Here is a 14,567-nt window from a genome sequence, read left to right on the forward strand (position 1 = left end):
GAGTTATTCAATACCGAAGCCTACGAAAACTCGCGCAACGAATACCGCACGGCTTTGGATATCAAACCCGAAGAAAGCTATCCGCAGCAGCGTATCGATGAGATTGATAGAATTGTAAGGGAAATGGCCGCCGCCGCAGCCGCCCAGGCCGAACTTGATAGAAAATATGCCAGTTTGATTATGCAGGCTGATAGATTCTTCAATGCAAACAGTTACGGTGCGGCGAAAGACAATTATCTTGAAGCATCGGCTTTAAAAACGGATGAGCAATATCCTAAAGATAAAATCAGCGAGATTGATGAAATTCTTGCCCAACAAGCGATTGATGAAAAGTACAGGAATGTGATTGTGATAGCTGATGGACATTTTAGAACGCAGGCTTATGACGATGCTCGTTTACAGTATGAAATTGCTTTAGGTGTAAAACCTGATGAGCAATACCCGCGTTCGCAAATTATGAAAATTGACGAAATACGCGAAAATGAACGTCGACGTGTAGCTGCCGAACAGCAAGCTGCGGCAGATTTACAAAACAGACGCGAACAAATTGCACAAATGCAGGAAGAACTGGATGAGCAACGCATATTGGAAGAATCGGGCTTAAATGTCCTTTATGATGAGATTATTAAAAAAGCAGACGCTTTCTTTGATGTGAAGCAATATAATGTTTCACGTGCCTGGTATTTTAAGGCAAAAGATTTAAAACCTGAGGAAGCTTATCCGCCACAACGCATTGACGAGATTAACCAAATTTTAGGAGGATTAATGTTGAGCGAACGTGATCGGGAATATCAACGTTTTATTGATTTGGCAGATGAGAACCTGCGAAATAACGAGCTGGCGGTAGCCAGAGGATGGTACAACCAGGCGTTGTCGCAAAAATCGGATGAAGATTACCCCAAAGAACAATTACGCGAAATTCAGCGGCGCGTTGCCGAACGTGTTGCGGGCCAGAGTCAACAACAATTTGAAAAATATAAAACAACGGCTACACAGGCTTTTGATGCTCAAAACTATAGTGTTGCCCGTTTCTGGTACCGCAAGGCACTGGAGTTGCGATCGGATGATGTTGAAGTAAAAGAAAAACTGAAGGAGTTGGAGGATCTCCGCTAATTGAAGAAAAATATTTGGTACATTTAAAAGCCCGGTAAAATAAAACGTACCGGGCTTTTCTTTTAATGGTTCTTTTCTCTACAACCTGTAAAATTCGGTTCTTAAACATTTCAGGAGTTCAATGTCAATTTTCTCTGAAAAAATGCGTATTAGTTCATGTATTTTTCCGTCGATAATAGTTTTACCCTGTACGGCATCAAAAAGTCGGCAGTTACCGTTATTTCTAATCTGTTTAATTTTTTTCTCAAATGCAGAACTTGATAATGGCTGATCGGTAATAAAGTATCCTTTGTGGTCTTCAAGCTGGTCGATATAGAACTGTTCTTCCAACTCGGTCAATACAAAATGTTTGTTAATAATTGCTTTTACCTCTTCTTCAAGGGTGACTTTATCCAGGAATATAATGCCCTGGGCAGTTAAGCATTTTTGCAGCTTAATCAGCTGGCTGTAATCGGGGAAGTTTTTAATCCGAATGGCTGCAAATTGTTTACCACCCGATTCAATAAGGGCACTGGCAATGTTTATGCGTTCCAATAAGCATTTTTCAATACCTACAGCCATATTCATAATTTCTTCCAGAAAATGAAAACGTTTGGTAAATAAAAAGATCGAATTGGGTGTGGCTTTACGCGGGGTTCTTCCGTAATAGTTGGCATACGGATTTGTAGCTTCTGCAATGTAGATGTTCTCGGGAGTATTTAGTGTGATTTGAATCAGTTTCTCGTGTTTGATAATAATTCCGCTTAAATGGGTAGTTTTTTTCATCCTGGTAAATTTTAAAGAACTGATTAATTTTAATACCTGTAAAAACAAAGGAATAGAAACTTGTTGTATTCTATTTCCTTCTTTTATAGCTCAAAGAACGGTGGCTTTACCTATAAATTTACGTCAATTTTTGTTGAAATACCATTTTTTTGAGGTAAAACTTAATTCCGAATGACGCAAGTTTTTAATCTATCGTTAGTTGACAAATGTTTAAAATGAAGGTAAAAAAGACATAAAGAGAGACAGTATTAACAGCAATGAAAAACAGGTGGTGTTGAAATTATATTGCAAACCGTTATAATTTTGCTGCTTTTTATTAATTTTTATCAGATAAGTTGTAATTTTTACAGCCATTTGTACACCTATTTTCTGGCGCTGATGAAAGAAATGAAAAGGAGCCACAAATACAAGAATTACAAACTATAATTTTACATATAAAAATACACATGAGAAAAATTGCGTTACTATTAATTCTGTTTTGTACAGGGCATTTGATTTATGCCCAAACTGAAATTGAAAAAGGCCTGAATGCTATAAATGAACAGGCAATAAAAGGGCAACTGGAGTTTTTGGCCTCCGATTGGACTGAAGGTCGTGCGGTGGGAACCAAAGGGGCATATATAGCTGCTGATTATATTGCTGCCATGTTTAAAACCTATGGTATTCAGCCATTTGGCGACGAAAGCTATACGCAGCCTTCGAGGGCACAGCGGATGGAGGGTGTTCGGCCCGAAAAATACAGAACTTATTTTCAGAATTTTAGCCTTATTGAGTACGAACCGGGAGAGGAGCAGGTTTTATCGGTAGTTAGCAGCAAGCCGGGAAGCGAAAGCTCCATGAATTTTGCATATAAAACCGATTTCTATGTGCGTACAGGAACGGTTGGGCAGAAAGCACAGGCTCCTCTTGTTTTTGCCGGTTATGGTTTTGCCGATAAGGAAAGTGGCTACGACGATTTAAAGAAACTTGATGTTCAGGGAAAAATTGTTGTGATTTTAAGAGGTTATCCTGGTCATAACGATACGGCCTCGGTGGGCTATGAGAAATTTAAACCTGAAGGGCGTTATGCGGCTTATTACATGGAGCGCGATAAATCCGAACGTTTAAAAGAAGCCGGAGCACTTGCCATCATTCAGGTGAGTCCTGGTAGTAAGCCCATGATGAGTTGGGCACAGAATGATATTTATACGAACAACGGTGGCTTTAATGAAGATGATAAAAAACCAAACCCATATTACAATAACCGAATGTCGCTACCCGAAAAAGAACTCGATGCCAATGTGGCTACTTTCTCGGTGTCAGACAGGGTGGCTAATCAAATTCTTGAAGGAACTGGGGTTGATTTAATTGCCTTTGAAGAAAAGGTGGCTAACCATCTGGAACCGGCATCGCAGGTGCTAAGCGGAAAATCACTGGCTTTTAAAACAACTGTAAATTCAAAAATTGTAAATGCCCGAAATGTGTTAGGCTATATTGAAGGCGAAAACAAGGATGAATTTATTGTTGTTGGAGGACATTATGACCATTTAGGAAAATGGGATGGAGTAATCTACAATGGGGCCGATGATAATGCTTCTGGAACGGTAGGTGTAATGACTATTGCCAAAGCTTTTATGGCTACCGGTAAAAAACCGGAAAAATCGGTGGTTTTTGCCGCATGGACAGGCGAAGAAAAAGGACTGTTTGGCTCGAGATACTTTGTTCGCAACGCAAAAGAGGAGAATTTAAATGTAGTGCTGAACTTGAATTATGACATGATTGCCCGCAACCCTAAAAACGATACGCTTGAAAATCAGGCACATATGGTTTATACCAAAGCCAACAAAGACATTGCTGAAACAACAACAAAAAATATTGAAAATTTTGACATTAATCTTGATCTTTCCTTGCGTCCGTCGGAGAATCCCAGGGGAGGTAGCGACCATGCACCTTTTGCAAAAGAAGGAATTCCGATTTTTTATTTTATGGCAGCTATGCATCCCGATTACCACCAGCCATCGGATGAGCTCAGTAAGATTAACTGGGAGAAAATGGAGAATATAATCAAGCTCGGTTTTCTTAATACGTGGAAGTTTGCCAACAGCGATGAGTGGAAAATTACAAGTGTTGATCCGGAAACCAAGGAGAAATAATGCAGACAGGTTGCAGAATAAAAAAGGCTTTCAGTTTCATGAAAGCCTTTTTTATTACACGAATATTTTGACTTTTTCGTGTTTTTATGTTTTTCAAATATAATATGCAATTAAATCAACCACAAGCATTGATAAGGCTTTAACTCTTTTGATTTAAATTCGGAGTTTGAAATTAAGTCGAACTTGGAAGTTGCCGGAAAGTCGAGCGTTTGAACTTCATCGGTCATGTTTACTATTACCGTAATTGTTTGTCCTGTTGCTTTTCGTTTTAATGCAAAAAATTGCTGGCCAATATCCAGTATTTCCTGTTTTGAATTGGGATGGAAAGCAACTTGTTCCTTCCGAAGCAATATGCGTTTTTGCAATTCGGTGAAAACCTTCCGTTGCGGTGTAGCTGAATTCAAGACCTCATTTAGCTCATTTAACTTCCATTTCCGTCGGTTGATGGTGCGGTTGTGATTTGTTTGGGCAACACCTTCGAGGTAGTTTGGTGTAGCCGTAAGGCTGTGAATATAAAAGGCCGGAACACCAGCCATACTCATCATAACTGTTTGCGAAGCCAGAAAACGTTCGACCTGAAACTCGTCTTCGCCCTTATTTGTTCCCTTTAATGCATCAAAATAAGTGATATTAAGTTCGTATGGACTCTGGCTACCATCAGGATTTGATTTATAATTGACCATGCCGCCAAACCCTTTCATATTTTCCACCAGAGCACCTTTTTCTTCTTCGGGCAAAAGTCCTTCCAACGGACGCACTCCAATTCCATCGTGAGAGGCTGTAAAATTGAAGAAAGTTTTATCTCCATCCAATTGCGGCAGGCTCTGTGCCCATGTTGTCAGAAAATGTGAATTGCCTGTGTGTAAAGCATGCAATAAAAGAGGAGGGAGGCTAAACTGGTAAACCATATGTGCTTCGTCGCCATCACCAAAATAGCTCAGATTTTCTTTGTTGGGCACATTGGTTTCGGTGAGGATAATCGCATTTGGATTTATAAACTCTGCCACATCGCGCATCAGTTTTACCACTTCATGAGTTTCAGGAAGATGTAAGCAGGTTGTTCCAACTACTTTCCATAAAAATGCAATGGCATCAAGGCGAATGATACGCGAGCCTTTGTCGATGTATGTTAACAAAATATCCATCATTTCCACCAGCAGTTCCGGATTTGAAAAATTCAGATCAACCTGGTCGGCACTAAAGGTCGTCCAAACATGTTTGGTTCCCTTTGGGGTTTCGTAGGCAGTTAAAAGTGGTGTACTGCGTGGCCGTGTTACCTGCGATAAATCCTTCGACGGATCTTCAACAATAAAATAGTCTTTTCCTTTTCCGTGTTGTTTCAGGAAGTTTTTAAACCACTGACTTTTGCTCGAAGCATGATTGATTACCAAGTCGGCCATCAAATCATAGTCGCCTGCCAGCTGTTCAACGTCCTCCCAGTCACCCAGGTCGGGGTTTACTTCCCTAAAATCAATAACAGAGAAACCATCGTCGCTGCTAAAAGGGAAAAATGGCAAGATGTGTACCACCGATAACTGTTCGTTCAGGTTGGTATTTAAAAACTGATGTAAAGTTTGTAATGGAGCTTCATCATCCGTTATAATACTATCGCCATAGGTAATTAGTACAATATCTTTTTCGTTCCACTTATTTCCCGATTTCGACGTAATCTGATACGAGGAAATAATGTGAATTAAATCGGCGAGAATAGATTTGTTGTAGTTTTCTTTATAGATAAACTTTAATCTGCTCTCAATTTTTTTTATGAAAGAAGTATTGGGATTAAGCATATTTTTCTGTTTTTAAAGAATATTGTTATCAGCTTCTACTATATCGTAAAATTCTTCAAGAATATTGGGAAAAGCACTTCTAACTCTTTTCCAACTCGGCATAAGTGGTACATTGTCAGGATTATTCAAATAATCAATTCCTGATTGATAGACATTCTTTACAAAAAGATCGATCACTTCTTCTTCTTTATGGAAATCGTATGAAAGACCATTCATTGCTGCATCAGCTTTGTATAAATCTACAAATTCCAAAGCAATACGATAATATGTTGCTTTTAATGTACGAAAGAATTCCGGTGTGAGGGTAATTCCGTCAGTAGCAAGTTTTCCAAAAATAGCTCTGGAAACATCGCGACTCATTTTTGATAATCCTTTTTCGGCATCTTCGGCCGAAAGCGACTGGTGTTTATGATCGTAACGGTCGGCAATTTCAACCTGGCAAATCCGGTTAAACGAGTTGTTTCGTTCCACTTCGTTTAAAATACCAATTTCAAGTCCCCAGTCATATGGAATACGAATGGTTTTAATCACATCAGCACGCATCGAAAATTCTCCGGCCAGCGGGTAGCGGAAACTATCAAGATATTCCAGGTAGGTATGATGTCCGAGTAATTTTTTTAAGGTTCTTAAGAGTGGGGTAACGAGTAAACGAACGGCACGGCCATGTAGCTTCTCCTCATCAGTTCTGAAATAATACCCTTTACAATATTTGAAGTTAAAAGAAGGGTCGGCAACCGGGTAAACCAGTCGTGCCAGCATCTCACGATTATAAGTTACGATATCTGCATCGTGCAAGGCAATTGCCTCCGAACGTGCTGATGCAATCATATAGCCAAAACAGAACCATACATTCCGTCCTTTACCCGGCACTGAAGTATCAATGTTTTTGGAGGCCAACTTGCGTTTAAATTCCTGCATGCGCGGGCCATCGTTCCATAAAACGCGGTGATGCTGCGGTAATTCTGCAAAAAATTCCAGCGCATTTTTATACTGGTAATCGTCGGCTCTATCTAACCCTATTACAATTTCATCAATGTAAGGTATCTCTTTTAAAATGGAAACAATATCTTTTAATGCCTGGCGCGACAGCTCTGAATATAAGGAAGGGATAATTAATCCAATGGGTCTTTTTTCACTAAACTTTTCAAGTTTTTGCTCCAGTTCTTCATAAGGTCTGGCACGTAAATTATGCAGCGTTGCTACAAATCCATTTTGATAAAAATCTCCCATCTTATTCGTTTTTGTGTTTCTTTATAAAAATAAACAAACCTTTGGTATATTATTCTTTCTTGCGCTGTTGTTTATCTGCCTTAACTTAATAGTAAGGTATTGCCTGTTGCCCTAAAGTTCGCGCATATACATACTTTTTATAATTGGCTCCAGCTTTTCGGCAATAATCTTATGATCCAGTTTTTCTTTTAATACCTGCAGATTGTGCTTAACTATTGTATTTCGGTAAGGGATGTCGGTAAGCAGTTGATAGGCTGCATCTACCAGGTCGGGAGTAATTCCGCCGCCATCGATTGCCGGAAGGTCGAAGCCATAATGTTCAATTTCTTCTTTGTAAACATCGTATTTGTTTATTACCGCGGGTAAGGCAAACGACATCATTTCGAGCAGGTTGTTCCCAAACCCTTCCACATCGCTGAAATAGGTTCCTATTCCGCCATGGGCCGCCACTATGGAAGGTACTTCGGCAAACTTGTAAAATTTCTTATCGACAATAATATCGCGGTGCGAAAGAATGTTGTGTTCGCCAAAAATTAAAACAACATTACTGTCGGGGTTGGCTTTGCACAGCTCGGTATAATGCGTGTATAAATTGTTTAAGTACTGGTTTTGCTCATCGCCCGAGTGTCCACTCACAATTACCGCCAGACATTTAATTTTTCTATTACTTCTGAATTTTTTCTCCAGTTCAAAAGCCAAATCAATAGCCAGTTCAATTTTTTTGCGTGGAACCACACGGGTATGTTGCAGTAGAATTACTGTATCGTCCATGGTAAATCCACGGCTTTCAACTTGTTTTTCAAGACCAATGTCTTTCATAAACGAGTCGTTGTAATTGTCCTGCTCCGGGCAAAGCAACTCATTTGTTTCTGTAGGTAAATGTTCCCATTTCCACGGAATTTCGGTGGTATTTGGTACAACTGTTGTTCGGAGCTTGAAAAATTTTTCGAGCTTGGTGCTGTTATGCTCTTCAAAAAGTCGTTTCCCCAAATCAATTTGCTGCTTATTAATAAAAGCAATAGAGTTTACATAGGTTACTCCTGGTAAGTATTTCAGGTATTTCTGAATTACTTTATTTGGATGAGCAAAAATAGCGCGTTCAAAATAAGAATCGTGCCACCACACCATAAGTTTGGGCCAGATAATGCCCTCGGCACGCAGCTCTTCAATGTAATAGCCCAACCCAACAGCTGTTATAAAGTTGTACGGATGCGAAGTATTGTGTGCGATAATCAAATCGATGTCATTTTCTTCCACCCAATCTTTGATAACTTGTTTGGCATACAGGGCATTTTCATGAATCATTTCATCCAGTCCTTCAGCATCCGGATTATTGAAATTATTAAGAATACTTTTGTGGGCTTCACTTTTATGCCAAAACACATCATTGGTTTGTGCATTAAAACGTGGCGAAGAGTGGGCCGCTAAAAAGAAAAAGTTGCCAATGTTTATGTTCAGATGCTGCGACATGGCCTCAACCGATTGGTCGATGACAATTGAAACCCCATCATTCTTGCCAATAAGCGAGTGGATGATACCTATATGTAATTCGTTAAGATTCATCTATATCATTTTAAAGTGTTATTACTTTTCCGGCTTAAGCCTAAGCCAGAATATTTAACAGCTGTTTTAAATCGTTTATTATAAAATCGGGGAACAGGCCTTTTACACGGTCGTCGTTCTCCCGCAGACGTAACGAGCGTTCGTCGCCTGCAAACAATACAGTTCGTAATCCTGCTTTGGAAGCGGTATATACATCTTTTAGCATATCGTTACCAACAAAAATTGTTTCTGATGGCTCGATGTTGTATTTGCTGTTCAACACCGGAATAAATTTGTCGAATAAAGCGGTGTCGGGTTTGGCCCTTAACTCATTAAAGGAATACACCGAGAGATCTTCATGAAACATTTCAATGTGTTGTTTGGTGCTGAACTCTCCGGTGAGAAAATAATTCATAATAATGGGTGTATAAAATTGTGCATTGGAAACGATTCCAATCGGAAGTCCCATTTTTTTTATTTCAAGCAGCACCTCTTTCATTCCCGGCATGGGATACACCCGGTTACTTAATAGCTCGAAAACCATAATGGTGTCAGCCCTCGATTCGTTGCCACTTAGTTTAAAAAAACCTTTGTTTTGGGCTGCTTCAAACATTCTCTGCCAAACTTTAAAAATGTCAACATCGGGGTAGGGGTGCCCTTGTGCTTTTAGTTCTTGGTGTTGCTTTTTTACCTGTTCCTGTAACTGATTGAGCAGAAAATTACAGGTATCTTCCTTGCAAGCCGACAAATCGAAACCACCGGCCTCCATTGCGGTGCGCATATTTTCGGTGTTTAACGATGCCTGGTCAATGTCTCCTGAAGAGGAAATAAGTAAGGTGCCGTAAATATCGAAAATAACAGCTTTTATTTTTTCGTTTGAATCTGTTTTTAGATTCGGGCAAAAAGTGGTAGGAATGGGATCCAGTTTTTCGGTACTATCCAACCATTTTTTTATATCGTTCCTGAAGTTTAATTCCATACCCTTTTAAAGAATAGTTGTTTTTGATAATTGTTTTGTTTTTATCGATGATGTGAGACTTGACATCACTAAACAAAGTATTTAAAATCGGATTTTGTTCAAAAAGTTTTTGTTTTTCTATCTTTCCACTCAATACCCCCTGAATAATTTCCATTTGCATTTTCAGGTTCAGGTCTTTAAAATCGGTTTTAATGCCAGGTATGTGCAGTTTATAGTAAAGTGTTGGAAAAACAAAACCATCGTTTTTAAAGTCTCTGGTAATGAAATCGATATCGCGCCCTACCACTGGCGTGTCAAGCAACCAGGGTTCCAGGTATACCATTCCAAAGCCTTCTTTATAACTTGTGGTAATACAGAAGTCACTTCCTCGTAAAAGTTTTTCGAAATTTACCTTTGTCCCGGCTTCAAAAACAATGTCGACATCGTTCTGTTCACAAAAATTTGTCCATTGTTTATACATCTCAATTTCTACCGGATTTTGAGGCGGTTGAGTTACGGCAAAATTTGCACGGTGGCGGAATAAAATTGATAAGAGTATAAATTCGCCAATATTTTTTCGCTGTATAACGCGCACCGGATAGCTTACCAGTAGTTTTTCCTGATTTAATTGCAATTGCGCACAAATTTCTTGCTTGGCCGCCGCTTTATCTGGTATATTTTCCGAGGCATTAAACGTAACCGGGTTGGGCAGCCATTCTATGCGCTCTTCTTCTTCTCCCAGTTCTTTCAATCGTTCAAAATCAAACGAGTTGAGCACACCGTAATGGTAGTTCGACAGTTTTGGATAAAGTATCTGGTTAACATCTTGCAGAAAAATATCATGAATGATTTCTTCTAAAAAGGAATAATTGCTCGGGCGGTCTTCGGCAAAATCGTGCGCGTGGTTAAAAACTTTTACTCCTTCTTTTGCAAGCAAATAAACGGCGTAAGTAACTATGGGGTTTTTTCCCAGGTTTAAATTATGGAAATGTAAAACCGTTTCAGAAGTCAGGTGCTCTCTTATTTCCCGATGAACTTTATGCAGCATATCTTTAGCCTCCTGTTCGGTATATTTTTTACGTTCCAGGTAATTTAAGTCGCTAAAAACATGAAGTTCTGCATTTCTTGAAGTTATTATTTCAGGATTAGGACAGGCGCCTACCAGTACTTTTACCTCTTCGTTGGCGAGGCTATCGATTTGTGATTCGATAATCCGGGTTACTCCCCCGGGATTTAAATGACTATGTGCAATTACAACCGGCATATTCTAAGTTTGCCTATAAAAATAGAAAATCGTTGTTAAATAACTTCCAGGATTCTAGTTTTATAGAAAGTTTAACTAAAACCTAAAATCCATGAGAAAAAATCTGACAATTTTTTTGGCCCACATCTGCTTTTTTGGGGCAGGCACAGGATTTATCTTTTCGCGTGGAAGAGTTAACAGCCCCTGATTTTATCGAGGCACTTGAAAAAAGTTCGAAAACCTGTATTATTCAAATTGGAGTGATGGAAAAGCACGGGGCACATCTGCACCTGGGTACCGACTTAGACCTGGTTCGCGAATATTCGCTTCGGGCTGCCGAACAAGAATATACAGTAGTATTTCCGTGGTACTATTTTAGCCAGATAAACGAAGCACGTCATCAGCTGGGAACTATTTCGTATTCGCCCGAACTGATTTGGAAAATGTTACAGGAAACGTTGGATGAACTGCATCACAACGGTTTCGAAAAAATAATTATCGTAAACGGCCATGGCGGAAACAATGCTTTTTTGAATTATTTTGGAATGGCACAGTTAGCAGAGCCAAGAGATTACAGCTTGTACTGGTTTCGCCCCGAAAGTAATGCGGAAGTGATGAAAAAATTTGTGGAACTAACGCATGAAGATAAAAATGATGCCCATGGCGGTACCCGCGAAACATCGTCGATGCTGACAGCTGAACCCGATGTGGTGCATTTGGACCGGGCGACACAGCAGTCGGGTAAAAACCAGCAGCGCATAAAAGAATTGAAATATGTTTATACCGGAATTTGGTGGTATGCCAGTTATCCGAATCATTATGGCGGCGAGGCATCGGCAGCCAATGCCGAGGCAGGCGAGCTATTGGTAAATGAAACCGTTCGCCAACTGGTTGAAATGATTCAATTGGTAAAAGCAGATAGGGTTGTACCTGCCTTGCAAGAGCAATTCTTTAAGGAAGCTGCCGATCCGTTAAAGACGAAACAGTAGAATACAGGGATGCCATCTTTTTAAAGAGGTGGAATCCTTGCTTTATGAAAATTTTTAATTTCTTATTCTTTTACAAATTCCAGTAAATCACCGGGTTGGCAATCCAAGGCTTCGCAAACCGCTTCCAGCGTACTAAATCGTACCGCTTTGGCTTTGCCTGTTTTTAGTATGGAAAGGTTGGCCAGTGTAATGTTTACTTTCTCCGATAGTTCGTTGAGCGACATTTTGCGTCGCGCCATCATTACATCAAGGTTTACAATTATTGGCATAGCTTAAACGGTTAAATCGTTTTCAGACTGTATTTCTATACCTCGCTTGAAAATCTGGTAAATAATAAAAACCAAACAGGCCATAAACAAATATTGTCCGTGATTCCAGGAATCATTCAGGTTGCCGGCTTTATCGCCCAGCCAGGCAATAAAACCACCGGCAGTAACTGCAAAAATCCACACGGCAAACAAAGTGTAGCTTATCTGAGCCAGCTTATAGGCAACTATTCCGGTAAACGGATTTGAAATTTTTAATTTATTAATGAGCTTAACAACCATCCACCATACTACGGCCTTTAATAGGTTCATAATAAATTGGGCAGCCATTAAAACCGAATATAGATTGAAATTTTCTTGTCGCAACTGAAACAAATTAAGGCCTTCGTGAATATTTTTTGCGCTTTCCGGATTCCGTAAACTTGAAAAATAGGAAAATACCAGAACTCCAGCTGCTACAACAAAACTAAAAAAGGCTATCCAGGCAATTACTTTCATAAAAATCAGAACCTGTTCTGTTTGGGTTTTTCTCTTATTTTTCATTTTTATCTATTTAGATTTCAAACGAAAATAAATAAAAAATTATTGAAAAACAATAAATATATATTGAAAATAGTAAATTCGTGTAGTTTGAACCTGAATGAAGGATTATTATATTTTAATAGTTAATTTGCTTACTTTCTTAATTCAGACAAATTTATCTTTACTTTGCAGCCTGAAATAGAAAGGATTAAAGTTATGGCGAAGAAAAGGGTAAATGTGGTAACCATGGGATGTTCGAAAAACCTGGTTGATTCGGAGGTTTTGCTGAACCAGCTGGAGAAGGGGAAATTTGAAGTGTTGCACGATTCAAACGAAACCAATTTTGATGCAGTTTTTGTAAACACTTGTGGTTTTATTCATGATGCCAAGCAGGAATCGATTGATATGATTCTGGATTATGCCGAGGCGAAAAAACGTGGTGAAATTGATAAACTTTACGTAATGGGCTGTCTCTCGGAGCGTTACCATAACGAGCTGGAAGAAGAACTTCCTGAAGTAGACAAATACTTTGGTAAGTTTGATATGAAAGCCATGGTGGAAGAGCTAAAAGTTACCTATGCACCTGAATATATTTACGAGCGTAAAATTACCACACCCTCGCATTTTGCTTATCTGAAAATTTCGGAAGGCTGTAACCGCTCGTGCTCGTTTTGTGCCATTCCTAAAATGACGGGCCGCCATAAATCGCGCACCATCGACAGTTTGGTAAAGGAAACCCGCTACCTGGCCAAAAAAGGTGTGAAAGAATTGTTGCTGATTGCGCAGGATCTTTCGTATTACGGAATTGATTTGTACGGCAAAAATCAATTGGCAGAGTTAATTACCAAAGTGTCGGAGGTAGAAGGTATTGAATGGATTCGCTTACATTATTTGTATCCTACGAAATTTCCGATGGAGATTCTGCCGGTAATGCGCGAAAACCCTAAAGTTTGTAAATACCTCGATATGCCCTTACAGCATATATCAAACCGGGTGCTAAAAAATATGTTGCGCCATGTAACCCGCGAAGAAACTGAAGCATTAATTGCAAAAATTAAAGAAGAAGTGCCGGGAGTAGTAATCCGCACAACGATGTTGGTAGGTTTCCCGGGCGAAACGGAGGAAGATTATAACGAGTTAAGAGAATTTGTGCAGGAGCAAAAATTTGGCCGACTGGGTGTTTTCCCGTATTCGAACGAAGATGGCACATATGCCGCCAGTAAATTTGAAGATAATTTGCCCGACGATGTAAAACAAGCACGTGCCGACGAAATCATGGAACTGCAACAATACATTTCTGCTGAACTCAACCAGCAAAAAGTGGGGAAGGAGTTTGATGTGATAATCGACCGTGAAGAGAGCGATTACTATGTTGGACGTACCGAATTTGATTCGCCCGAGGTTGACGGGGAAGTTTATATTACTACCGATGAAGAATTAAAAAACGGCACCATTGTTAAAGTGAAAATAACAGGTGCCGAAGATTATGACTTATACGGAGAACTGATATAAACAATTTACAGTTTCTGCATCTCCATTTCATTTATTTCTTTTCCCCAGTTCGGATGAAGCGGCGATTCCGGTTCGAAAGTATCGAATTTCTCTTTTGCCGTTTCAAAATGAGGACGGGCAGCATCAGCTCCACCTCCAAATTGTTCGGGCATATTAAAAAGTGTAATAGCACGCAAATAATAGCTTCTCGGATTATCCGGATTTAGTGCAATTGCTTTGTCGATTGCTGCATTCATTTTAGGCATGTATTCCATTCCTCTTGTCATCGGATCTACCGTAATTCGCGAAGGAATAAGAAATGCCTCAAGCGAATACAATTCCGATTCGTCAGGCGCAATTTTAAGTGCCTTATCCAAAAATTGTTGCGCTTTATCCAGGTATGCATCTCTCTTGTTAAGGTCCTGATCGAAGTAGCTTATCACGATCATTGAGTACGACGCATAGTACAATGGTAGCCACTCCTTGGTTTCTGTCATACTAATCCGCTCAAAGGTATTTGCAACCT

General features: G+C 39.6%; 13 protein-coding genes. 4 read left to right on the forward strand and 9 right to left on the reverse strand.

Annotated elements, in window-relative coordinates:
- A partial coding sequence (locus QZ574_RS19170) for a hypothetical protein (protein ID WP_297092572.1) occupies positions 1–1,113 on the forward strand: 1,113 nt, incomplete at its 5' end.
- A gap of 78 nt (positions 1,114–1,191) precedes the next feature.
- Here QZ574_RS19170 and QZ574_RS19175 read toward each other — a convergent pair.
- On the reverse strand, positions 1,192–1,878 hold the full coding sequence (locus QZ574_RS19175) for a hypothetical protein (protein WP_297092574.1): 687 nt from the start codon (positions 1,876–1,878) through the stop codon (positions 1,192–1,194).
- A 446-nt stretch (positions 1,879–2,324) separates the two neighbouring features.
- On the opposite strand from QZ574_RS19175, the gene QZ574_RS19180 reads away from it, so the two are divergent.
- Entirely contained in the window at positions 2,325–4,010 is a 1,686-nt protein-coding gene (locus QZ574_RS19180; RefSeq protein ID WP_297092576.1) for a M20/M25/M40 family metallo-hydrolase, read from the forward strand.
- A 110-nt stretch (positions 4,011–4,120) separates the two neighbouring features.
- On the opposite strand, the gene QZ574_RS19185 is transcribed toward QZ574_RS19180, so the two are convergent.
- The 5 genes from QZ574_RS19185 to QZ574_RS19205 all read right to left on the reverse strand — a co-directional run bounded on the left by QZ574_RS19185 (position 4,121) and on the right by QZ574_RS19205 (position 10,794).
- A complete protein-coding gene (locus tag QZ574_RS19185; RefSeq protein WP_297092578.1) occupies positions 4,121–5,800 on the reverse strand; it encodes an alpha-amylase family glycosyl hydrolase in 1,680 nt (559 codons plus the stop codon).
- Positions 5,801–5,812: 12 nt separating this feature from the next.
- Complete coding sequence (locus tag QZ574_RS19190) at positions 5,813–7,030, reverse strand: hypothetical protein (protein ID WP_297092580.1); 1,218 nt, start codon at positions 7,028–7,030, stop codon at positions 5,813–5,815.
- Between the two features lie 111 nt (positions 7,031–7,141).
- A complete protein-coding gene (locus QZ574_RS19195; RefSeq protein ID WP_297092582.1) occupies positions 7,142–8,593 on the reverse strand; it encodes a hypothetical protein in 1,452 nt (483 codons plus the stop codon).
- A 40-nt stretch (positions 8,594–8,633) separates the two neighbouring features.
- The gene (locus QZ574_RS19200; protein ID WP_297092584.1) at positions 8,634–9,551 is read right to left on the reverse strand and encodes an HAD family hydrolase; all 918 of its coding nucleotides are present in this window, start codon (positions 9,549–9,551) and stop codon (positions 8,634–8,636) included.
- Positions 9,508–10,794: a hypothetical protein gene (locus QZ574_RS19205; RefSeq protein ID WP_297092586.1), complete on the reverse strand. Its 1,287-nt coding sequence runs from the start codon at positions 10,792–10,794 to the stop codon at positions 9,508–9,510. Before QZ574_RS19205 ends, QZ574_RS19200 begins: the two co-directional genes overlap by 44 nt.
- Positions 10,795–10,958: 164 nt before the next feature.
- Here QZ574_RS19205 and QZ574_RS19210 point away from each other — a divergent pair, with 164 nt between their 5' ends.
- Positions 10,959–11,762 carry a creatininase family protein gene (locus QZ574_RS19210; RefSeq protein WP_297092588.1) on the forward strand — a complete coding sequence of 268 codons (804 nt, stop codon included), beginning with the start codon at positions 10,959–10,961 and terminating at the stop codon, positions 11,760–11,762.
- A 62-nt stretch (positions 11,763–11,824) separates the two neighbouring features.
- Here QZ574_RS19210 and QZ574_RS19215 read toward each other — a convergent pair whose 3' ends face one another.
- Both QZ574_RS19215 and QZ574_RS19220 read right to left on the reverse strand, forming a co-directional pair.
- Positions 11,825–12,031, reverse strand: coding sequence for a helix-turn-helix transcriptional regulator (locus tag QZ574_RS19215; RefSeq protein WP_297092590.1), 207 nt, complete (start codon positions 12,029–12,031; stop codon positions 11,825–11,827).
- 3 nt (positions 12,032–12,034) lie between these two features.
- Positions 12,035–12,571, reverse strand: coding sequence for a DUF2975 domain-containing protein (locus QZ574_RS19220; RefSeq protein WP_297092592.1), 537 nt, complete (start codon positions 12,569–12,571; stop codon positions 12,035–12,037).
- A 195-nt stretch (positions 12,572–12,766) separates the two neighbouring features.
- Here QZ574_RS19220 and rimO point away from each other — a divergent pair, with 195 nt between their 5' ends.
- Positions 12,767–14,062 (forward strand): 30S ribosomal protein S12 methylthiotransferase RimO, encoded by a 1,296-nt coding sequence (gene rimO, locus QZ574_RS19225; protein ID WP_297092593.1) that lies wholly within the window; start codon positions 12,767–12,769, stop codon positions 14,060–14,062.
- Between the two features lie 5 nt (positions 14,063–14,067).
- Here the strand turns inward: rimO and QZ574_RS19230 are convergent.
- On the reverse strand, positions 14,068–14,567 hold a 500-nt coding region (locus tag QZ574_RS19230; protein WP_297092595.1), incomplete at its 5' end, for a hypothetical protein.

The organism is uncultured Draconibacterium sp. (assembly GCF_913063105.1).
GTDB lineage: Bacteria > Bacteroidota > Bacteroidia > Bacteroidales > Prolixibacteraceae > Draconibacterium.